Genomic DNA, 21049 nt, shown 5'->3' with positions numbered 1-21049 from the left:
GTCAGGTGGAGTAGCGCAGTGGGCGTTCGAATGTCAGTGACTGAACGTCGCGTGACAAAAGATTAGATTGATTCCAGATTCGAAAGTGGGCCGCAGATAAGCAACGGCTTACCTGCGGCCCACTGTCGAGAGCTCTTAGAAGTTCGCCGTCACCGAAGCCCGGAACGCACGCGGCGAGCCCGGCGTGATGTTGTTGGCCGCATCGGCGGTGGCGTAGTAGCTGGTATCGAACAGGTTCTCGATGTTCAGCTGGGCACGCCACGTCTTGTCGAGCCGGAAGTAGATTGCGGCATCGACGCGGGTGAAGGCTTTCAGCTTCACTGTATCATCCGACGTGGCGAAGAAGTCGTCGTAATGGATGATACCGAGGCCGGCACCCCACATCTCATTGAACTGATATTTGTTCCACATGGTGAAGGTATTGAACGGCACCAGGCCGACGCGGTTGCCCGCGACGATCGTGGCGGAGCTGGCATCGACGATGCGCGCGTCGGTGTAGGCGTAGCCGCCGGTGACCTGCCACTGATCGGTGACATAGCCGGTTAGGCTGAGCTCAGCACCCTTGGTGTTGGTCTTGCCAAGGGCGACAACCTGGCCGCCCACGATGAACCTCTGGTTCTCCCGGTCGAGGTCGTAGATTGCCGCGGAGGCCTGCAGCCGTGGGGTGATGTCCCACTTCACGCCGACTTCGTTATTGATGAACTTCTCCGGCACGGTGACGGCGAGCGATGGCGTCAGCGAGCTGAACTGGTCGCCGGCGCTTGGCAGATACGAAATGCTGTAGCTGCCATAGACCGAGACGTTGTCGACCGGCTTGATAATCACGCCGGCGCGTGGCGACACCAGGTTATCCACGCGGCTGTCTACGGTGCCGCCCGGATTGAGGTTCTGCGACGTGAGGTCGAAGCGATCGTAACGAACGCCGCCGATGAACTGCAGGTAACGGCTGACCTCGATTTGGTCCTGAATATAGACCGATGCGATGTCGAGCGTCGCATAGGAGTTGTTGTCGGAGGCGTTGTTGTGGATGAACGACCACGGGGCAAAGGTGGTCGGGCTGGACGCGGGAACGAGCAGGGTCGTGCCGCCGTTGATCTGGCCGGTGTTGCGGAGGCTGAAAGTGTTCTGCCGTCCGAACTCGGTACCGAAGACGATAGTGTGCAGCACGGGGCCGGTATTGGTCTTGTAGGTCCAGTCGGTTTGATTGAAGAGGTTTTCGCGCTGAGCAAGGTTGTTGTAAGCCGAGATTGACGCGATACCGCCCGGTGTGACGAACGTCCCCGTGGTCGGGAAGACGTTCTGGTAGAATTTGTCGTAATTGGCATAGCGCGACGAATTTTTGACCGAGAGACCGTTGTTGAAATCGTGGTCGATGACGGCGTTGGCAATGTGGACGTCCTGCTTCGAATAGCTCTGGTCCGGATTGCCGAAGAAGGTCGAAGCATTGGTTGCGAATGGTACAGTCGGGCGTGCATTCGTGGGCGCCGGTACGGTGCCCTGTGCCGGGATGCCGCGATCCGCGGTGCGGTCGTCATGCAGATATTCGTAGCTGAGCTTGACCTTGGTATCCTCGCCGCGGATCGTAACGGTCGGATTGATGCCATAGCGCTCGAGATGGCCGTAGTCGCGATAGGTTCCGGAATTCTCGTACATTGCGTTGATACGCGCTGCGACATTCTCGTTCACGGCGCCGCCAGTATCGATGGTGACGCGCTTGTTGTCGAACGATCCGCCCTGAACTGTCACTTCGCGGATCGAAACGCCATCGGCTTCCTTCTGCACGCGATTGATGACGCCGCCGCCGCCGCCGCGGCCGAAGATCATGGCATTCGGTCCCTTCAGGACCTCGATGCGCTGGGTGTTGTAGAGATCGCGGAAATACTGCACGTCGTCGCGGATTCCGTCGATAAAGAAGTCGGCATTGGTGCGCTGGCCGCGGATGACGACGTCATCGCGATTGCCTTCGCCCTGATGCGGCACGACGCCCGGCACATAGCGAACCGCTTCGCCGATGCTGCGGAAATCCTGATCCCGGATGAATTCCTTCGTCAGCACCGTGACGGATTGCGGCACGTTGAGGAGCGCGGTGTTGGTTTTGGTGCCGCTCGAAATATTGCGGGTGATGTAGCCGACCTGGCCGGACTGTGCGTCTTGGGGGTTGACGCTGAGCGGCTGGCGAACCGGCTGCGGCGCAACGGGGCGCGTCCGGGCGACGCGTCCGGATGCGGCGCGCTGCGGCTGGGCGCGGCGTACGCGCGGTGCGCTGGGAGCGTCGACTTGCACCGGCGGCAATGTCGATGCGCCGGAATTCGCATTCTGCGCAATCGCCGGCTCTGCGATGCAAAATCCAGCCGCGATGATGGCCGCCGCGCTCGTCGAAATCAGAAAAGCTTTGCGCGCCGCCGTGCCGCGCGCGCCGATAGAAGTCCTGGAAGTCATTACTACGCCCCTGAAATATTCTCCGCTCACGCAAACGCCGGCGGTCCTTGTGCTTCCTCGGAAACACTTGGACACATCTGCAATCCGGAGTATTAGGCGCGAATTAGATGGCGTTTAGAATAAATCGAACTTCGAGGGATATGCTCAGGGTGTGTGATCCATGCACCAATGGCCGTCGAGATAATTTGTAATCGTTCTAAACGAGGAGCGACGGCTAGCCTGCGCCAAACGATTGGTCACTGGACAAGCGCTGCGCGTAAGCGCCGCAGTCACCGACACTTGGGATAAGGGAATATCGGGATGCCTCCGATGTTGTCTGACTGACTGGCTTTCCGAATGTCCCGCAGGCACGAGATTGAATGATGCGCGTTCTACTGATCGAAGACGATGCCATGTTCGGCAAGGCGCTGGTGCGTGGCCTGAGCGAGAATGGCATGAGCGTCGACTGGGCGCGCAATGGCCGCGATGGCTTCGCCGCGATGGACCGGTCGGAATATGCGGTCGCACTGATCGATATCGGTCTTCCCAAGATGTCCGGCCTGGACGTGCTCAAGGCGAAAAGAAAAGCCGGCATGACCACGCCGGCCCTTATCATCACCGCGCGGGATGGTGTGTCCGATATGGTGGCGGGCCTCGATCTCGGCGCAGACGATTACATCGTCAAGCCGTTTGAATTGCCGGTACTGCTCGCGCGCATCCGCGCAGTCACGCGCCGCGCCAATGGCCGCGTGGTATCGCTCATGACGTCTGCGGAGATCACGCTGGATCCATCGACGCAGGTGGCGACATTCCGCGATATCAAGCATCTGCTGTCGGTGCGCGAATTTGCGGTACTGCAGGCCTTGATGGAACGGCCCGGGCAGATTCTGTCGCGTAGCCAGATCGAGAGCCGGATCTACGGCTGGGGCGAGGAAGTGCAGAGCAACGCGGTCGATGTGCTGATTCACGGGCTGCGCAAGAAATTTGACAAGGACATTGTCCGCAATGTCCGCGGTGCGGGCTGGATGGTCACCAAGGAGGGCGCATGACGTCGTTGCGAAAGACCGTGATGACTTACGTCACGGGACTGCTGATCTTGGTCGGCGTTGCTGCGGCCATCACGTCCTATTATTTCGTCAAATACGAGGTGAACAGCTTCCAGGATAACGCCCTTCATGAGGTTGCACTCACGGCGGGCATGGTGTTCCGGCACGATATCGAGCCGCGGATCGATGCCGAACTGGAAGACCAATTGGTGATCCAGATCTGGGATCAGTCGAAACAGCCCATTCATCGTTCAGGCCCTTCGGTCGATATCCCGTTTCAGTCGGAACTCGGCTATGCCGACGTGACCGCGGGCGGAGAGCGCTGGCGCGTGTTTCGTTCGCGTGATGCCACGCATGCGATCCAGGTTGCGCAGCGCTGGAGTGCGCGTGAGGAAGTTGCCGCCTATGCGGCCGCGGGCGCTGCGGTGCCGTTGATCGCGGCCATTCCGATCGCATGGCTGATGATCTGGTGGGCGGTCAAGCGCGTGCTCTCTGGCCTCGGGACGTTGTCGATGGATATCGGCCAGCGCAGCGCCGATGCGAAGGGCGCGCTCAGCCTGACAGGCGTTCCGGTCGAAGTCGCTCCGCTTGTGACAGCCATGAACTCGCTGATCGAGCGACATCAGACCGCGCTGGAGACCCAGCGTCGCTTCGTGTCTGACGCGGCACATGAATTGCGGACTCCGCTCGCGGCGCTTCAGATCCAGATCGATAATCTGCGGGCACGGGAGCTCAATGGGCCTGAGCGTGAAATAGCGCAGGATCTGCTCGACGGGATTCGAAGGGCCTCTTATTCGGTCAACCAGTTGATGACCATGGTTCGCGCCGATGCCGGCATCGAAAGCGAAGCCGAAGTCGTCGATGCGGAGGCCTTCGTGCGGCTGGTGGTGTCCGGTTTCGTGTCCATCGCCGAGGCAAAGGGCGTCTCACTCGCGATCGAGCCGGGGACGCGTGATGAATTGAATGTTCGTGCCGCCGATCTCCGGCTGATCGTCTCGAACCTGCTCGACAATGCGGTGCGCTACACGCGCGCCGGCGGCGCGGTCAGCATCAAGGCTGAGCGCCGAGGCACGGATCTCGTCATCGAGGTGATCGACAGCGGATGCGGAATACCGGAATCCGCCGTGCCGTATCTCTACGACCGCTTCTTCCGTGCGGCGCCGATGGATATCGATGGCACGGGGCTCGGACTGGCGATTGCCCGGACGGCGGCGGATCGTAACGGCTTCAGCCTCGATATCGCAAACCGCGACGATGCTCAGGGCGTCAGGGCTGCCGTCTCGATCCCACTCGGAGAAGTGCCGAACGAAGTCAGGCAGTTCGAAGCCGCGTAACCACGCTATGCGTCATCACCTGGAACGGCATCAGCGAGCGCACGCAATGTCTCGGGTTCGCGCAGCACGATGCGCTGCCGGCTGCTTTCGATCAGCCCGCGCTGTTCCCAGGTGCTGAGCGTGCGGCTCACGGTGAAGACCGTGGCGCCGGTCATTTCAGCGATATCCTGACGGCTCAACTGGAAATCGATCTCGATGCCTTGCGCGGTCTTGCGGCCTGATTGGTTCACCAGTCGCAGCAGGGCGTGAGCAACGCGCTGCTCGACCTGCTGGGTCGACATCTCGACCACGCGCGTATGAGCCTCCTGCAACCGGCTGCCGACGGTCTTGAGCGTATTGGCGGCAAGGGCGGGATAGTCAGCAACCAGCCGCGTCCAGATCGTGGTGGGCCACACCAGAACCACGCTGTCATCCACCGCCGTTGCGGTTGCCGGATAGGTTGCGAGCCCCATCGCCTGACCGATCCCAAAGATCTCGCCGGTCGCGACATAGCGCACGATCACCTGTTCGCCGGCGGGCGTCATCTTGGTCGCGCGGATATGGCCATGGAGCAGCAGATAGAACGAATGGACGTCCTCGCCCTGCTCGAAAATCACCTTGTTCTTCGGGACGCGGATCGAATGCGCCTCGCACAGGATCGCCTCGCAGGCTGCGGTGTCGAGACTCTCGAACAGCGGCAGATGCGCGACCATGGAGCTGTCGACTGCCGACATGCGTTCTCCGTCAAGTTCCCGTTCCGGCCACTTCTAGACCGTGATTGCGGGCGTCGATCAAGCGGAAGTTTGCGCTGGCGCAATGTCGAGGCCGGGCGGCAGGCCTAATTTGGCGCATCCGGCTGAAATGACCGGAGTTTACGGAGAAATACGATGCGCAAGGCTCTTATGCTTGCAACCGCCGCCGTCCTTTTCGCTCTGACAGGCGCCGCTGGCGCTGCGGAAGTCGAGGTCAAAATGCTCAACAAGGACGCCGACGGGACCGCAATGGTGTTCGAGCCCGCACTGGTCAATGTGCAGCCCGGCGATACCGTGAAATTCGTGTCGACTGACAAGGCGCACAGCGTTGAATCGGTCAAAGGCATGCTGCCCGCCGATGCGACGCCCTTCATTGGCAAGATGAGCCAGGACCTCGTGGTGATCTTCGACAAGCCCGGCGTCTACGGCGTGAAATGCGCGCCGCATTACGGCATGGGCATGGTGGGACTGGTGGTGGTCGGTACGCCAACCAACGCGGCCGAAGCCAAGGCGGTGACCCATCCCGGCAAGGCCAAGACAGCGTTCGCGGCGCTGTTCGAGAAAGTGGCTGCGAAGTACGCGCTCCAAACGGGAGAGTGACGATGACGCTTCTTCGTGTTCGTTCCATCGCCGATTGGCCGTTGCTCTCGGCCGGCTTCCGCCCCTTTTTCCTGCTCGGTGCGTGTTATGCCGGCTTGGGAATTCTGGTCTGGATGCCGGCCTTCCATGGCCGGCTGGCGCTGGCCACCGGTTTTGCGCCGCGCGACTGGCACATTCACGAGATGCTGTTCGGCTTCATGTCGGCCGTCGTCACCGGCTTTCTGTTCACGGCCATTCCGAACTGGACCGGCCGGTTGCCAATCCGCGGCTTGCCATTGCTCGGGCTGGTCGTCCTCTGGATCGCGGGACGGATTTGCCTGACGTTTTCGGCCTATACCGGCTGGCTCGTGGCGATGCTGGTCGATGTGAGTTTCCTGACGCTGGTCGCTGCCGCTACAACCCGCGAGATCGCGGCGGGCCGCAACTGGCGCAATCTGCCGGTGGTCGGCATCGTCGCCTTCCTGCTGCTCGGTAACATCGCCTTTCATGTCGAAGCTCATCTTGCTGGCGTCGCAGACGTCAGCATCCAGATCGGCGTCGCGGTCGTGGTGTTGCTGATCTCGCTGATCGGCGGGCGGATCATTCCGAGCTTCACCCGCAACTGGCTGGTGCGCGAGAATCCCGGTCGGCTTCCAGTGCCGTTCGCGCGTTTCGATATGGTTGTCATTGCCGTCAGCGCCGCTGCGCTGGTGCTGTGGATCGCGCGGCCCTTTGCCGAACTAACGGGAGTGGCTCTCGCGCTGGTCGGCTTGCTGCACATCATGCGTCTTGCGCGCTGGGCCGGCGATCGCACCTCGCGCGAGTGCCTGCTGCTGATCCTGCATATTGGTTACGCTTTCGTGCCGCTGGGTTTTCTGCTGAATGCCGCAGCGGCAGCAGGATGGGTCGCGCCCAGCGCCGGCCTGCATGCATGGATGGCAGGTGCGGCCGGCGTGATGACGCTGGCTGTCATGAGCCGCGCAACACTGGGGCATACTGGCCAGGCACTGCACGCCTCACGCACGACGCTGATGATCTATGCTGCCGTCATCGTAGCGGCACTGGCGCGGATTGGCGCCGTGATCGCGCCGGCTTACAGTCCGCCGCTGCTCCATGTTGCAGCATTGACGTGGGTCGCGGCCTTTATCGGCTTCGCCGTCTCATTCGGTCCGCTGCTGATCGGCTATCGCAAGCCACGCCGTTCCGACGCGGCGATGGCGCTCAGTCGCTAAATCGGTGAAGGCCGCTCAGGCTTTCATTGCTGCATTCGAAAATGCCACCTCGATCAGCGTGCCCGAGCTTGGCGCGGTCTTGATCTGGAAGCGCGCGTTGTTGGCTTCGACGAGGGCCTTGGTCAGCGACAGGCTGACACCCGAGCTCTCCGAAGAATCAGCCGGCGTTGAACTCCGGAACGGCTCCATCGCGGCAGCGAGTTCGTTGTCGTTGAGGCCGTGACCGGTGTCGCGGACGCGCAGCACGATCTCACCGAAGTCCGACAATGCGGTTGAGACGATCACCTGACCGCCGGCATTGGCGAGGTGGATCGAATTGCCGATCAGATTCAGCGTGATCTGCCGCAGCGCACGGGCGTCGGCAACGACCGTCGGCAGCAGATGCGCCAGCGAGGTACGGATGATGATGCGGCCGCGATTGGCCTGCGGCTGCATCACCGCGACGCATTGCTCCACCATCTCGTTGAGGTTCTGCGTGGTGAAAGCGAGGTCAATCTTGCCGGTCTCGATGCGTGACAGATCGAGCAGATCGTTGACGATCGCGATGACGCGTTCACCCGAGGCCCGAATGTCTTTCATGTATTCGACATAGCGCTCGTTGCCGAGTGGGCCGAAGCGCTGGTCGACCATCACTTCCGCAAAGCCGATGATGGCATTCAGCGGTGTCCGGACCTCGTGGCTGATCCGCGCCAGCACATCCGCCTTGGCGGTTGCCGCACGATCGGCCTGGCGGCGTGCATTCAGCAGTTCGGTTTCGGTCTTCTTCGTCTGCGTCAGGTCGCGGAACACGGCAAAGAAGTTCGGTCCATCCGTGCGCGTGCGGCCGATGGTCATCGACAGCGACACGAGGCCGCCGGCGCGCACCTGGCCCAGGGCCTCACGGCCATGATCCATCAGGCTGGCCACGCCGGAATCCTTGACGCTTGCGAGATAGTCCTGCACCACGCGGCGGCTTTCTGCTGCGAAGAGGTCGGTCAGATTCCGCTGCGTCAGTAATTCGCCGCTATAGCCGAACAGTGCCACGGCGCTGCGGTTGCAGGAATTGATATTGCCTTCGGCGTCGAACATGATGACGCCTTCGGCCGTGGTATCGAGGATCGTGGCCAGATCTTCGGCATCGATATGGCCGGCGGGCAAGGGCGCGTCCGCAACGGGCGCAGCGATCGTAACAGGGGTGGCGACAGGCTCTGCCTTGGACGGAGAGAAAATCAGCGCATGCGCCGGCTCGTTGTCCCATGAAATCGTGTACAGGCGCGCTTCGGCGGGCACCGTGTTGCCGGACTGGTCACCGCCTGAAATCGTGACGGCGGTGCCGTCATCCGAGGTGCTGGCCGCAGAAGAGACATCAGCTCCGACATAGAGCGCATCGAGGCCACCCGCTTCTTCCAGTGCGTTCAGGCTCGGATAGTTCATCCGGGCGAGGAAGGCGGGATTGGCGAACAGCAGGCGATCGAGGCGATAGATCAGGACGCCGACCGGCATCAGGTCGAGCAGCACCTTGTCGCGCATCATCTCGCCGCGCGGTGCAGCCGGTGGCGTTGTCAGCCAGGCAGCCTGTGACGCCGCCTCAGCTGGCTGAGACAAGGTCTGGGCAGGCGTCGGTGCATCGTCTGTCTCGCTGTCCGCTTCGGGTGTGTTCGTGCTCGTGATCAGTCCCGTTTCCGACTCAAGCCGCGCCGACAATTGCCGCGCAAGCTCATTGAAGGCGCTGTTCTCGACAGGCGTCAGTGCCGGCGATCTGGGATCGCCTGGTCGAAATGGCACGACGTTCTCGGGTGGTTGCACGGTGCTGTCCGGTGTGGTTGGCGGTGGTGTCTGTTCTGGTATCGGGTTGGTGGTGAGGGTAATCGGTTCATCGAGACTGTCGCCGACAGGGCCGGCCTGCGCGACATCGGCGGATAATGGTCGGGGCGGTGGATCGCCGATGTGATCATGTCGACGCTGCTCGGCGAGCCGCGTCATTCCATCGAGATCGCGGCAAACACCGAAACCGCGATAGCCGGTGAAATTGCGCTCGCGATCGAACAGCGGCAGGCCAGAGAGTTCGACAGGCAGACGGCCACCGCCATCCACCGGCCAGAGCAGCGTGATGCCACTCCAAGTCTGCTGCGTGGCCATCGCCTTGACGACGTGGCTATCGGGATCGAGGTTGAATTCGGCTGTCAGATCGTTCCACTTACGGCCAAAGCCTGCCGCTGTACGCGGGCCGATCAGGTGGACGAACTCGTCAGAGTTCAGTGTGAAGCGCTTCTCCGCATCGATCTGCCATACGAAACGGAGCGGCGTCGTGCGCGGCTCGATCTCTGGCAGCGCAACGGACGCAGGTTGGTCGGCAACGGCTTCGACGGCGGGCGACTGCGCATCAGTCTCAGTCGGTGCGTCGGCATGTGCGATGGTTTCGGCGATCACCTCTTCGAGATGTACGTCGCGATCGATCTCGGCTTTTTCCGGCTCGATCGGAGCGTCGATGTCGATGGTCTGTTTGTTGAGGTCTGCCGCTTCGATGGCCTCATCGAATTCGACAAACAGGTCGCTCGGCTCTGCAAGGGCGCTCTGTGGTTCAACACTGGCTTCGGGTTTTGTGGGAGCCTCGAGTTCTTCTTCGCTCGGCGCCGGATGCACAGCGCCCGGCGCGATCAGCGCCACGAGTCCGACATCGGCGCCGCTGCCTACGCGCTGCAGTACCATGCGGCCAAAACCGATAGGCGTTTCGATGCGGCCGTCCTTCAGCGCGCCGTCGCGCGCATGATCGAGGCCGGCATCGGAGAGATTGCGAAAACCAAGCAGCGCCCGAGCCATTTCGTTGGCGCCGACGAACAGGCCGTCGCGTGCAAAGGCGGCGATCGGGGTGTCGATTCCCTCGACGAGATTTTGCAGCCGTTCGACCAGCGGCATGCCGCGGCCACCGAGCGGCTCCGCTGCGACAACGAGAATGCCGCTGCCGCCATCGGGAAATTCAAGCTGCGAGCAGGCGCAGGTCATCAAGCTGCCCAGCGCCGCGCCGAAGCCGCGCAGGCGCTCCAGCCGCATTGCGCCACTGGCCGGCAACCGGGAGCCGAGCTGGGCTATCTGGCGGCGATGGGTATCGGCGGGTCCGAAAGTCCTGGCAAACAGGTCCGCTGCGTTACGGGCGCCGAACAGTCGCGCGCCGACCGGATTGGCCCACAGCACACGGGTGCCGTCGCGCGACCACAGCCAGACCGGTTGGTTGCTGGTGGCGTGTACGGCCAGCCGTGCATCGCCAACGCCCCGCAACTGAAAATCCGCATTGTTCATCGGCACTTCATGACTGACTCGTTGGGCGCCCGTCCGGTATCCGCGTCACAGATTGCGGGCCAAACGATGACATCCTTAATAATTCGTTAGTATCGCCCGCGCGGACGCGCAGGTCCACGTCCCCGGCCCATTCCAGCAGGCCAAAGCAGCAATAACGTTAATCCGCTCCGAGGGTTCGGCATTCTGCCGAACGGAGGGGCTGGGCCATGCGTTGGCAGTTGCAAAACAAAAACAAAGGTCCACGATGGGATCGGACGAGGACGGGACGCCGCGTCACATCGGCGATGCCAAGCTCGGCTAGATTGCAGTGGGCGACACGGGAGACGGGGCCGTGGACGGCTTCGTCAATGCAAAATGGAGCGGGACATGACCGACCAATTCGAAATTCCGAAGGAAATGCGCGCAATGGCCGAAGCCAGCTTCGACCAGGCCAAGCAGGCATTCGAGAAGTTTCTGGCCAGCGCCCAGAGCACGGCGTCGTCGATCGAAAATCGCGGTGAGACCGTGCGCGCCGGCGCCAAGGATGTCAGCACCAAGGCCATCGCCTATGCCGAGAAGAACGTCGCCGCGTCGCTGGATTATGCCCAGCAGTTGCTGCACGCCAAGGATCTCGGCGACGTCATGCGGCTCCACAGCGAATACGTGCAGTCGCAGATGAAGTCGCTGGCAGAGCAAGCTAGCGAAATGGGCCAGATCATGAGCCGCGCTGCTATGGACGCCGCCAAGCCCAAGAGCTGACCGACCCCTGCGCTCTCCGCCATGCAATCAGTGATTGATATTTAGCGAGTTCCATGACGTGGGCGCGCATTCGATCCGGGTCTCATGCGATTCTGCGGTGCAATATTCTGTTGCGCCGCACAATTCCGACATGATATTGCGGTAACCACAATGACGCATCGCTGATGGCGATGCCGCTCTGTTTCCCGCCAGCTGATGAAAGGCACCGGTGCCTTCCGCAGCCTCCACGGGTTTATTGATTTCACCCCCCACCACGAAGGATGCACGCTATGGCCGAATCGACCGATCCGTTCTCATCTTCCGTTATCCCGTTCCAGGTGCCGGAGCAGGTCCGCGCATTCGCCGAAAAGGGCGTCTCGCAGGCGCGCGAGGGTTATGCCAAGTTCAAGGACGCTGCCGAGACCCATAACAGCACGGTTGAAGCCGTGTTCGGCACGGCCACCAAGGGCGCTGCCGAATATTCGGCCAAGCTGCTCGACATTGCCAAGACCAACACCAATGCGGGTTTTGACTTCGCCCAGTCGCTGATCGGCGTGAAGTCGCCGTCGCAGGCGATGGAGCTGTGGACCGCTTTTGCGCGCAGCCAGGTTGAAACCTTCACCGGTCAGACCAAACAGCTGGCCGAACTCGGCCAGAAGATCGCCACCGAGACCGCCGAACCGATCAAGACCGGCGCTTCGAAGCTGTTCCAGCCGGCCGCCTGAGCCGATCGCACCGCCAAATAATCGAAAGCCCGGGCCGCAAGCCCGGGCTTTTGTTTGCGCCAAAAATCATCATCGCGGCCTTGCCAAAGTGATGCGTTGCACCTAGTTTCCCGCCTGTTCGGGACCCCCTGATTTTGGGGCCGGTCAGGATGCAGTTGTAGCTCAGTTGGTTAGAGCGCCTGTTTGTGGAGCAGGAGGTCGGTGGTTCGAGACCACCCAACTGTACCATACAAATCAATCATTTAGCCGATTCGAGCTTGGCCGTTGCTTTGGGCTGCGGCAATGTCTGACCGCTTGGGTCGGGCCGGTAATGCCGGCGCGCCGGTCAGATCATTCAGCGTGCCCACGATCTGGCTCGGGGCTGTAAGGTTTCCGCACAAACAGCCCGCCTTCGGGCAACTCGACGTCGTAAATGCCCGCGTGCTTCCGCCAGGCCGGTCGTGGAACTCGATTGCCATCGTTCCGTTGGCTTCCCAACGACAGGGAGGCAATCATGATCGACGCTGATATCAGCAATACCGCTATTGCGATGATGTGCGACATCGCGCGCGCCTCCGGGCTCGATCTCAATGCCGAAAAACGTGCCGTGCTTGACGGGCTGATTGCTCAAGGGCTTGTCGAGGTAATCGATCAAGCCAAGCCGGCAGCGGGGCCGAAATTTAGGATCACGTTGAAAGGGCAGCAGCTCCTTGATGAGCGCGGCGTTGGCGTCAATGAGGCCTGATGCGGTTTCTGCGTTGCTGTTACTTGCCTTTGCAGAGGACGTCGCTGACCCCGCCGAGAACCGCCTTGGTCCAGATCGCATAGCCGGCATCATTCAGATGAACGCCGTCGGTTGTGTATTTCGCCGGCATGGACGGGATGGTGACAAGGCTCGCGCCAGCATCGCCGGCGATGGTTGGCAGCAACGCGTTGTAGTTGTCGATCGCCTGATCGTTGATGCGCGCGCTATCGGATCTGCCGGCTTCAACAGGTGTCACAGTCGCGATGGCCATTCGTGGAGTCGTGGATTTCAGCGTCGCGAGCAAAGCGAGATAGTTGGTCCTGTATGAGTCCGCGTTCATAGGGACCGCAGCATCGTTGAGTCCGAGGGAGACGACGACCATGGCGGCCTGCTTCCCGCCAAGTGCTTTTGTCAGCATGGCATCGAGACCGCTCGATGTCGTCGATCCGTCGATTCCGGCATTGACGATGGGCCGACCGCATACGGCACGGGGGAAGGTTGCGCGTTTGACGATACTGTCGCCGAGGATGATGACGGGATCATCGACCTGTTTCAATGCTGCCCTGATCAGAAGTGGGCGCGGCGGCGTCGCGTCATTTCCTTTGGGCCATGCCGCCCAGCCGCACAACCCCACGAAGCCGATAATGCCAATACGGGTCCAGTTCATGATCGTGGACCGCCCGCGCAGGTTCGGAGTATCGCTTTTGTCTCACTGTTCATCCTGGACCGTCTCTCGCACGAGGTCGCGACGGGGCAACGGCGCCGCGATGTCCGGGAGAAACTACAGGGCCGGCGCGAAGGCAAGCCCGATCCCCGTCACGTCCACCTTGCCAAGCTGGCAATCGTCTCCGACACTCCCACGATAATGTGCAACCAGGGGGGGACTAATGTCGGTACGTCCAGGGATTTTGAGCGGGTCGCTTGCCATGTCACTCATGATCGGCGCGTCGTTCTTGGCGACGCCGTCGCAAGCCTATACCGACGATCAGCAACAGCTCTGCACCGGCGATGCCTTTCGGCTCTGCAGTGCAGCCATTCCTGATGTGGATCGCGTGACGGCCTGCATGATCCAGAAGCGGGCGCAATTGAGCCCGGGCTGCGCGCAATTCTTTCGGGCAACGCCGGCCAGCGTGCGCAAGCCCGCGGTCAAGTCGCGAAGGGCGAAAAAACCGACTCGCTCGAGCTGATCAGGCTTCGCTTTCATGTGAATGGACGTTTAGTCAGCATGCAGAACGGCGTGATCTCGCCGAGTCGCTGCACCGTGACGCCATCGATCGTGGCAAAAAAGTGAACCCGTGACAAACTGACACGTTGGGTATCACGACACGAAACAACATCTCCAGACCACGAGGAGCGTCATTTTGAGCAGCGAAACCAATATCGACTACAAGGCCGAACTCAATCGGCATTTGGCCTGGTTCGAAACCAAACTTCCGCCCCGACCGGCTCGATTTGTAGGTTGGTTGCGAAAGCCCTCATCGAAGCTCGTGCGATTCCCGCTTGGCATTTTGCTGATTATCGGCGGGATTTTCAGCATTCTACCTGTGCTCGGCCTCTGGATGTTGCCGCTCGGACTCATCCTCATCGCGCAGGATATTCCGCCGCTGGAAAAACCGGTGGCGCAGTTTCTCGGTTGGCTTGAGCGAAAGTGGATCGAACGTCAGCGCGCGAAGGGCATTGCTATCGAAGGCCCGGATTCAACTCGTTCCAACGGCGCTGATAGCAAGATTTGAGCGTCTGACTTGATACCAGAGTGCGACAAAGTGGCGACAAGCGTACTACACCTGACTCATTTCGGGCCTGTTGCGCCGCACTGTGTGACTCAAAAACCAACATTCCAAACAAATCAGGCACATATCCTTGAATTACGCGTAAATATGACTTTAACGAATCAGCAGACTGATTCATTTTCGCCTCCTGGGGTCAATCTGGAGGCCAACATATGAACGTCATAGTTTTCGCATCGCGTAAAGGCGGCTCGGGGAAGAGTACCCTGGCTGCACATCTTGCTGCTCAAGTTCATAAATCAACGAAGCCTTGCTTGCTCATCGACGCGGATCCGCAGGGTTCGTTGACGCTGTGGCACAAGCTGCGGGGAACAAATGAACCGCCGCTGAAGATCGCAAATCGCAGCGTGACCGAAATGGTTGCCGCCGCGAAGCGTGACGGTTTTGAATGGGTGTTCATCGACACGCCGCCTAATACATCGGCTGTGGTCGACGATGCCATCAAGAACGCAACCATGGTGATCATTCCTGCGCGTCCCGGCGTGTTCGACGTCGATGCGGTGCAGGCGACGATCCAGAGCTGCCGTTCGGCCCGCAAGCCCTATGCGGTTGTCATCAACGGTGCGCCGGCACGCCGTGACGATTCCGAAAGCCGTATCGTGACGATCGCCCGCGAAGCGCTCGCCAAGTTCAAGGCTCCGGTGTGGTCCGGTCAGATCACCAACCGTGCAGATCTCCTGCTCGCGCTTGGCAACGGCGAAGGCGCCCGCGAATATCAGGCAGAAGGTCGCGCAGCCAGCGAGATCGGGAAGCTGTGGGCGGCGATCGAACGTTCGATCAAGGCTATTCGCGGCAACGGATCGGCGACCGGCGCGATGCACAAGCAGGCGGCCTGATAGCCGTTCTGCTCTTTTGACCCCAGAAAAAGCGCGCGAGACTTTCGCGCGTTTTTTGTCGTTGGTATGACCGCGACGGTGGGGTGTTCACGCCTATGCTGAAATGGCGATATCTCCGGCGGGCGAGGTCACCCCTTGGGTGACTTCACGGAAGTTGTCTATGTCAGCCGGACGGCCGAGCAGATAGCCCTGCGCCTCGTCGCATTTCTCGTCGCGCAGGAATGCGAATTCCGCTTCGGTTTCCACGCCTTCGGCGAGCACCGGTAGCCCAAGCCCGCGGCCGAGGCCGAGGACGGCGCGCACGATTGCTGCTGCCTGGCTGTTGGTGTTCACCGACCTGATGAATGATCCGTCGATCTTGATCTTGTCGAAAGGGAATGCACGCAGGTTCGACAGCGACGAGTAGCCGGTGCCGAAATCATCCATGGCGATGTGAACGCCGAGTGCCTTGATCCGGCGAAGTGTCAACAGCGCGCGATCAAAGTCGCGGATCAGCGCAGTCTCGGTGATCTCCAGTTCGAGCCGATGCGGGGGCAGGCCGGTTTCCAGCAAGACCTCATGGACGGTTGCGACAAAGCTATCGTGGTGGATCTGAACCGCCGAGACATTGACCGCGATGGTCAACGGATGCTTCCACGTCGCTGCTTCACGGCATGCGGCGCGCAGCACCCATTCGCCGATGCCGAGAATGGCGCCGGTGTCTTCCGCAATCGGAATGAAGATGTCGGGGCGAATATTGCCGCGGACGGGATGGTTCCAGCGCAGCAGTGCCTCGAAGCCGATCACGCGGCCCGACTCCATGGTGCCCTGGGGCTGATAGACCACTTTCAGCTGATTGGCATCGATGGCGTTGCGCAGATCGTGTTCGAGCAGCCGGCGGTCGCGCACGGCTTCCCCCATTGCAGGTTCGAAGAAGCGCCAGGTCGCGCGGCCTTCGGATTTGGCGCGGTAGAGCGCGGTGTCGGCGCAAGCGAGCAGCGTGTCGCGATCACTGGAGTCGTCTGGGCAGAGTGCGATACCGACACTGGCGGTGACGCTGCCGAGTTCGAAGGTGGCATCCTTGCTCCGGAATGCTTCCAGTATCCTGTCGGCGAACTGACTCGCAGCTGCGGGCGAGGTCAGGTTCGGCAAGAGAATGGCGAACTCGTCGCCGCCAAGACGCGCCATCATCTCGCCTTCGCCAAGCAGGGCGGTGATGCGCGCCGTTACGCTCTTGAGGACCTTGTCGCCGGCGGCGTGGCCGAACAGGTCATTAACCTGTTTGAACTGATCGAGATCCAAAGCGAGTACGGCGAGCGGGCGGTCCTTGGATAGTGTCGCAATCTCCTGATCGATTCGATCATGGAACGTGCCGCGATTAGGCAGTCCGGTCAGGGAGTCGTAGTGGGCGAGATAGCGGATGTGCTGCTCGGCCTGCTTGCGTTCGCGGAGGTCGCGTACGGCGATGACCTGATGTGGCTTCCCCGCAAAGTCGATTCCACGCAGGATCAATTCAACCGGAATCGTCTGGCCGTCGCGCTGCCGCAGGCTCGCTTCCACCGATTTGTCAGGCTGGCTAATGATCTGCGTTCGCGTATCGCTATCGGAGAAGCAGTCTTGCAGACGCCCGCCAATCAGCAATTCAGCGGACGATCCCGCCAGCGCGGCGAAGGACGTGTTGACCGTGACGATCGTGTCGCCGTCGCACACCAGCAGGCCTTCGACGGCAGCATTGGCGAGTCCGCGCATGCGGTCGGCTTCGAGATCGGAGCGGCGGTGATCACGGATATCCAGCACGATGCCAGCCAGCGCCAGGCCAATGATGGCGAAGCTGATCAATGAGACGCCAAGTGCGAGCCATCCGGCGGGGATGGTCAGCGGCGAGACGGCGATGGTCGGATCCGGGGTGATCGTGACCGCGCTCATCGCCGTGAAATGGTGACTGCAGATCGCGAGCGTCAGCAGCAGCGCGCCGCTGATCTTCCAGCGCAGGGTGGTGCCATGCAACCCTACCGGAAGCGCGATCGCGCCGAGCACGGCTCCCAATACGATCGAGACGATGACGAGCGTCGTATCCCAGTTGATGCGCGCCTGAAGTTCGAAGGCGGCCATGCCGGTGTAATGCATCGCCGCGATGCCGCCCGCGACGACGGCGCCGCCGATCCAGAGGCCGGCACGAAAATTCGGGATCAACGATACGGCGAGGCCGGCGCCGGTCAGCAGCAGCGCGGCGATCAGCGAGACGACCGTAAGTACGATATTATAGCCGCTCGGCATCCCCGGCGAGAACGCCAGCATCGCTACGAAATGCGTGGCCCAGATGCCGAAGCCCGTGGAGATCGCGGATACCGCGAGCCAGACGAGGCGCATCTGGCCTGTGGCGCTTCGCGCATGACGGAGCAGGTTGATAGCAGCGAGGGACGCGATCGCGCAGATGATGGCCGCAAGTCCGACGAGCCTGAAATCATGGGCATTGGCGATGCAGTTATAGATCGTAAGCATGTACAGATACCGCGAGCGGGATTACCGCAATTGCGCGGGACGTTAGATATAAGTACGTAAAGACACGTAAATACCGGCGATCGGCGCTATTAGATCGCCCCGTGTGCTATCGCTGCGCATGCTTATCCAACCGTAAATTTTGCGGATATTCGCCGGCTCTTGATGACCTAAAGGTGTAGTCGCATTTCAGCGCCACCCTCGCCGGGCAAAAACCGTAATGACTGATCAACCGTCTTCCAACATCGTGCCCGCACGTCGCATTCGCGTCACCGGTCGACGCGGCTGACCACGTCCATCAACTCGGCAATCTTGCGGCGTTGATCGGCCTTGTCGCCTGACGAGATCGCGTGCTCAACGCAATGCGCGACATGATCTCGCAGGATCTCCTCTTCGACCCGCCGCAAGGCTGCGCGGGCCGCGGCGATCTGCGTAACCACATCGATGCAATAGCGGTCGGCCTCGACCATGCCGGCAAGGCCGCGAACCTGGCCCTCGATCCGTTTGAGGCGTTTTAAACAGGACGTCTTGATCTCGCTGCGCATGAGGTTCATATACCCCCATAGGGTATATGTTTCAAGAGGCGAGGTCGCGATGGCGGAGACAACTCACACGCATACGGGGCACGATGCCCACGCCGGTCACACGCATGGCGCATGCTGTTCGCATGGTCACCATCACGCCGAGGCTGCGCCGACCAAAGTGCTCGATCCGGTCTGCGGCATGACCGTCGATCCCGCGACCGCGAAGAACCGTCTGATCTATCAGGGCCATGAGTATTTCTTCTGCAGCGCGCGCTGTCGCGAGCGCTTCAACGCCGATCCCGAAAGTTTCCTGAAGCCGAAGGAGCCCGCCCCGCCCGCGCCGGCCGGCACCATCTATACCTGCCCGATGCACCCGGAAATTCGCCAGGAAGGGCCGGGCAGCTGTCCGATCTGCGGCATGGCGCTGGAGCCGGAGCAGGTCTCGCTCGACGACAAGCCCGATCCTGAACTGATCGACATGACTCGGCGCTTCTGGATCGCGCTGGCGCTGACATTGCCGGTGTTCGTGCTGGAGATGGGTGCGCATCTCGGCCTGATGCAGCTGGTATCGCAGACCACATCGAACTGGATCTCGTTGGTGCTGGCGACACCCGTGGTGCTGTGGGCCGGCGCGCCGTTCTTCGAACGCGGATGGCGCTCGGTGGTGACGCGCAATCTCAACATGTTCACGCTGATTGCCATGGGTACCGGTGTGGCCTGGATCTACAGCGTTGTGGCCACCTTCGCGCCCGGTCTGTTTCCCGACACGTTCCGTGACCATCACGGTGCAGTGGCGGTCTATTTCGAAGCCGCTGCTGTCATCACAGTGCTCGTTTTGCTCGGACAGGTGCTCGAGCTGCGTGCGCGCAATCAGACGTCAGGTGCGATCCGCGCGCTGCTCGGTCTTGCGCCGAAGACCGCGCGGCGCATCGGCAAGGACGGTGATGAGGACGTCGCGCTCGACGCCATCGCCATCGGCGATTTGTTGCGCGTAAGGCCGGGCGAGAAAATTCCGGTCGACGGTGTCGTCACCGAGGGGCGTTCGTCGGTGGATGAATCCATGGTCACCGGCGAGTCCATGCCGGTGAGCAAGGCCGAAGGCGCGCGCGTCATCGGTGGCACCGTCAACCAGAGCGGCGGCCTCGTGCTACGGGCCGACAAGATCGGCCGTGATACGATGTTGTCGCGCATCGTCGACATGGTCGCCAAGGCGCAGCGCTCGCGTGCACCGATCCAGCGTCTCGCGGATCGTGTCGCCGGCTGGTTCGTGCCGGCCGTGCTGGCCGCGGCGGTGATCGCATTCATCGCCTGGGCGACATTCGGGCCGGAGCCGCGGCTCTCGTTCGCGCTTGTTGCTGCGGTCACTGTGCTGATTATCGCGTGCCCCTGCGCGCTCGGTCTCGCAACGCCCATGTCGATCATGGTCGGCGTCGGCCGCGGCGCCCATGCCGGCATTCTGGTGCGTGACGCGCAGGCGCTGGAGCGCCTGGAAAGCATCGACACCATCGTGATCGACAAGACCGGCACGCTGACGGAAGGCAAGCCGCAATTGGTGAGCATCTCGCCGGCGGAAGGGTTCAACGAAAGTGAGATTCTGCAACTTGCTGCAAGTATCGAACGTTCCAGCGAGCATCCGTTGGCGCAAGCCATCGTCAATGAAGCAAAGCAACGCAATGTGGTGCTGAGCGATGCCAGTGACTTCGCCTCGCCGTCCGGCAAAGGCGCATCGGGTGTGGTCAATGGCAAGCGCGTTGCGCTCGGCAATGCGATGCTGATGGACGAATTGAAAGTGGACACGACGCGCTCCGACGGCGTCGCCGAACTGGCGCGGCAGAACGGTGCGACTGCCATCTTCGTGGCCATTGATGGCAGCGTCGCCGGCGTGATGGCGATTGCCGATCCCGTGAAGCCATCGGCGCAGGACGCGTTGAAGAAGCTGCGCGCCGACGGCCTGCGCATCGTCATGCTCACCGGCGACAATGCGACGACGGCTAAAGCCGTGGCAAAGACACTGGGTATCGATGAGGTCGAGGCGGGTGTGTTGCCGGAGCGCAAGAGTGACGTGGTCACACGTCTGCGCGGCGAAGGCCGCCGGGTCGCCATGGTTGGCGATGGCGTCAACGATGCACCTGCGCTGGCTGCTGCGGATGTCGGCATCGCCATGGGCACGGGGACCGATGTGGCGATCGAGAGTGCTGGCGTGACGTTGCTGACCGGCGATCTGATGGGGCTGGTGCGCGCGCGCGAACTATCAAAGGCTGTGATGAGCAATATCCGTCAGAATCTGATTTTCGCCTTCATCTACAATGCGGCCGGCGTGCCGATTGCGGCCGGTGTGCTGTATCCGATCTTCGGCATCCTGCTGTCGCCGATGCTCGGCGCTGCAGCGATGGCGCTGTCCTCGGTGAGCGTGATCGGGAATGCGCTCCGGCTGGCGAAAGTGAAGCTGGACTGACAGTTCGCGGGCGCAAAAAAAAGCCGGACTCAAACGAGTCCGGCTCTGAGGTATTGGCCTCGAGAGGCCGACACAATCACCTTCCAAGAGGGATTACTGAGACTTCGCACCACTGGAGGAGGGGGACAAATGCGCAGCGCAAAATCTCAGCGTCTGAGAAGTATGATCCCTGAAGGTGGCATGCAGC

17 protein-coding genes and 1 tRNA gene are annotated in these 21049 nt (G+C 61.4%); 12 read left to right on the top strand and 6 right to left on the bottom strand.

Features of this window, described 5'->3' with window-relative positions; genetic code table 11:
- Positions 1-135: 135 nt before the first annotated feature.
- A complete protein-coding gene (locus AB8B02_RS20450; protein ID WP_184512002.1) occupies positions 136-2439 on the bottom strand; it encodes a TonB-dependent receptor in 2304 nt (767 codons plus the stop codon).
- 362 nt (positions 2440-2801) lie between these two features.
- Here AB8B02_RS20450 and AB8B02_RS20445 point away from each other — a divergent pair, with 362 nt between their 5' ends.
- On the top strand, positions 2802-3467 hold the full coding sequence (locus tag AB8B02_RS20445; RefSeq protein ID WP_089266246.1) for a response regulator transcription factor: 666 nt from the start codon (positions 2802-2804) through the stop codon (positions 3465-3467).
- The gene (locus tag AB8B02_RS20440) at positions 3464-4798 is read left to right on the top strand and encodes an ATP-binding protein (RefSeq protein WP_184512001.1); all 1335 of its coding nucleotides are present in this window, start codon (positions 3464-3466) and stop codon (positions 4796-4798) included. Before AB8B02_RS20445 ends, AB8B02_RS20440 begins: the two co-directional genes overlap by 4 nt.
- Positions 4799-4803: 5 nt before the next feature.
- Here the strand turns inward: AB8B02_RS20440 and AB8B02_RS20435 are convergent, their stop codons facing one another.
- A complete protein-coding gene (locus tag AB8B02_RS20435; protein ID WP_439065023.1) occupies positions 4804-5511 on the bottom strand; it encodes a Crp/Fnr family transcriptional regulator in 708 nt (235 codons plus the stop codon).
- 153 nt (positions 5512-5664) lie between these two features.
- Between AB8B02_RS20435 and AB8B02_RS20430 the strand changes: the two genes are divergently transcribed.
- Both AB8B02_RS20430 and AB8B02_RS20425 read left to right on the top strand, forming a co-directional pair.
- Positions 5665-6129 (top strand): pseudoazurin, encoded by a 465-nt coding sequence (locus tag AB8B02_RS20430; protein ID WP_439065022.1) that lies wholly within the window; start codon positions 5665-5667, stop codon positions 6127-6129.
- Positions 6130-6131: 2 nt separating this feature from the next.
- Positions 6132-7340, top strand: coding sequence for an NnrS family protein (locus tag AB8B02_RS20425; RefSeq protein WP_439065021.1), 1209 nt, complete (start codon positions 6132-6134; stop codon positions 7338-7340).
- A 15-nt stretch (positions 7341-7355) separates the two neighbouring features.
- On the opposite strand, the gene AB8B02_RS20420 is transcribed toward AB8B02_RS20425, so the two are convergent.
- Positions 7356-10616, bottom strand: coding sequence for a PAS domain-containing protein (locus AB8B02_RS20420; RefSeq protein WP_439065020.1), 3261 nt, complete (start codon positions 10614-10616; stop codon positions 7356-7358).
- Between the two features lie 366 nt (positions 10617-10982).
- Between AB8B02_RS20420 and AB8B02_RS20415 the strand changes: the two genes are divergently transcribed.
- The 4 genes from AB8B02_RS20415 to AB8B02_RS20400 all read left to right on the top strand — a co-directional run bounded on the left by AB8B02_RS20415 (position 10983) and on the right by AB8B02_RS20400 (position 12782).
- Positions 10983-11354 (top strand): phasin, encoded by a 372-nt coding sequence (locus tag AB8B02_RS20415; RefSeq protein ID WP_115033036.1) that lies wholly within the window; start codon positions 10983-10985, stop codon positions 11352-11354.
- A 269-nt stretch (positions 11355-11623) separates the two neighbouring features.
- The gene (locus tag AB8B02_RS20410) at positions 11624-12058 is read left to right on the top strand and encodes a phasin (RefSeq protein ID WP_068728746.1); all 435 of its coding nucleotides are present in this window, start codon (positions 11624-11626) and stop codon (positions 12056-12058) included.
- 151 nt (positions 12059-12209) lie between these two features.
- Positions 12210-12286: transfer RNA gene (locus AB8B02_RS20405), tRNA-His, on the top strand.
- A gap of 265 nt (positions 12287-12551) precedes the next feature.
- Positions 12552-12782 (top strand): hypothetical protein, encoded by a 231-nt coding sequence (locus AB8B02_RS20400; RefSeq protein ID WP_184511980.1) that lies wholly within the window; start codon positions 12552-12554, stop codon positions 12780-12782.
- A 19-nt stretch (positions 12783-12801) separates the two neighbouring features.
- Here the strand turns inward: AB8B02_RS20400 and AB8B02_RS20395 are convergent, their stop codons facing one another.
- On the bottom strand, positions 12802-13449 hold the full coding sequence (locus AB8B02_RS20395; protein ID WP_439065019.1) for an SGNH/GDSL hydrolase family protein: 648 nt from the start codon (positions 13447-13449) through the stop codon (positions 12802-12804).
- Positions 13450-13717: 268 nt separating this feature from the next.
- Between AB8B02_RS20395 and AB8B02_RS20390 the strand changes: the two genes are divergently transcribed.
- From AB8B02_RS20390 to AB8B02_RS20380, 3 genes are all read left to right on the top strand, one after another.
- The gene (locus AB8B02_RS20390) at positions 13718-13969 is read left to right on the top strand and encodes a hypothetical protein (protein WP_439065018.1); all 252 of its coding nucleotides are present in this window, start codon (positions 13718-13720) and stop codon (positions 13967-13969) included.
- Between the two features lie 174 nt (positions 13970-14143).
- Positions 14144-14515, top strand: a complete 372-nt coding sequence (locus AB8B02_RS20385) for a hypothetical protein (RefSeq protein ID WP_231079282.1) — start codon at positions 14144-14146, stop codon at positions 14513-14515.
- Between the two features lie 209 nt (positions 14516-14724).
- A complete protein-coding gene (locus AB8B02_RS20380; RefSeq protein WP_068728738.1) occupies positions 14725-15405 on the top strand; it encodes a ParA family protein in 681 nt (226 codons plus the stop codon).
- Between the two features lie 93 nt (positions 15406-15498).
- Here AB8B02_RS20380 and AB8B02_RS20375 read toward each other — a convergent pair whose 3' ends face one another.
- Together AB8B02_RS20375 and AB8B02_RS20370 are read right to left on the bottom strand one after the other, a co-directional pair.
- A complete protein-coding gene (locus AB8B02_RS20375; RefSeq protein ID WP_439065017.1) occupies positions 15499-17886 on the bottom strand; it encodes a bifunctional diguanylate cyclase/phosphodiesterase in 2388 nt (795 codons plus the stop codon).
- 266 nt (positions 17887-18152) lie between these two features.
- Positions 18153-18428 (bottom strand): metal-sensitive transcriptional regulator, encoded by a 276-nt coding sequence (locus AB8B02_RS20370; protein ID WP_089266249.1) that lies wholly within the window; start codon positions 18426-18428, stop codon positions 18153-18155.
- Positions 18429-18477: 49 nt separating this feature from the next.
- Between AB8B02_RS20370 and AB8B02_RS20365 the strand changes: the two genes are divergently transcribed.
- Entirely contained in the window at positions 18478-20862 is a 2385-nt protein-coding gene (locus AB8B02_RS20365; RefSeq protein WP_439065016.1) for a heavy metal translocating P-type ATPase, read from the top strand.
- Positions 20863-21049: the final 187 nt, after the last annotated feature.

The sequence above is a fragment of the Tardiphaga sp. 862_B3_N4_1 genome (genome assembly GCF_051811085.1).
GTDB lineage: Bacteria > Pseudomonadota > Alphaproteobacteria > Rhizobiales > Xanthobacteraceae > Tardiphaga > Tardiphaga robiniae.
Note: the sequence above shows the minus strand (reverse complement) of the source record. Positions and strands in the feature narration are given on the sequence as shown.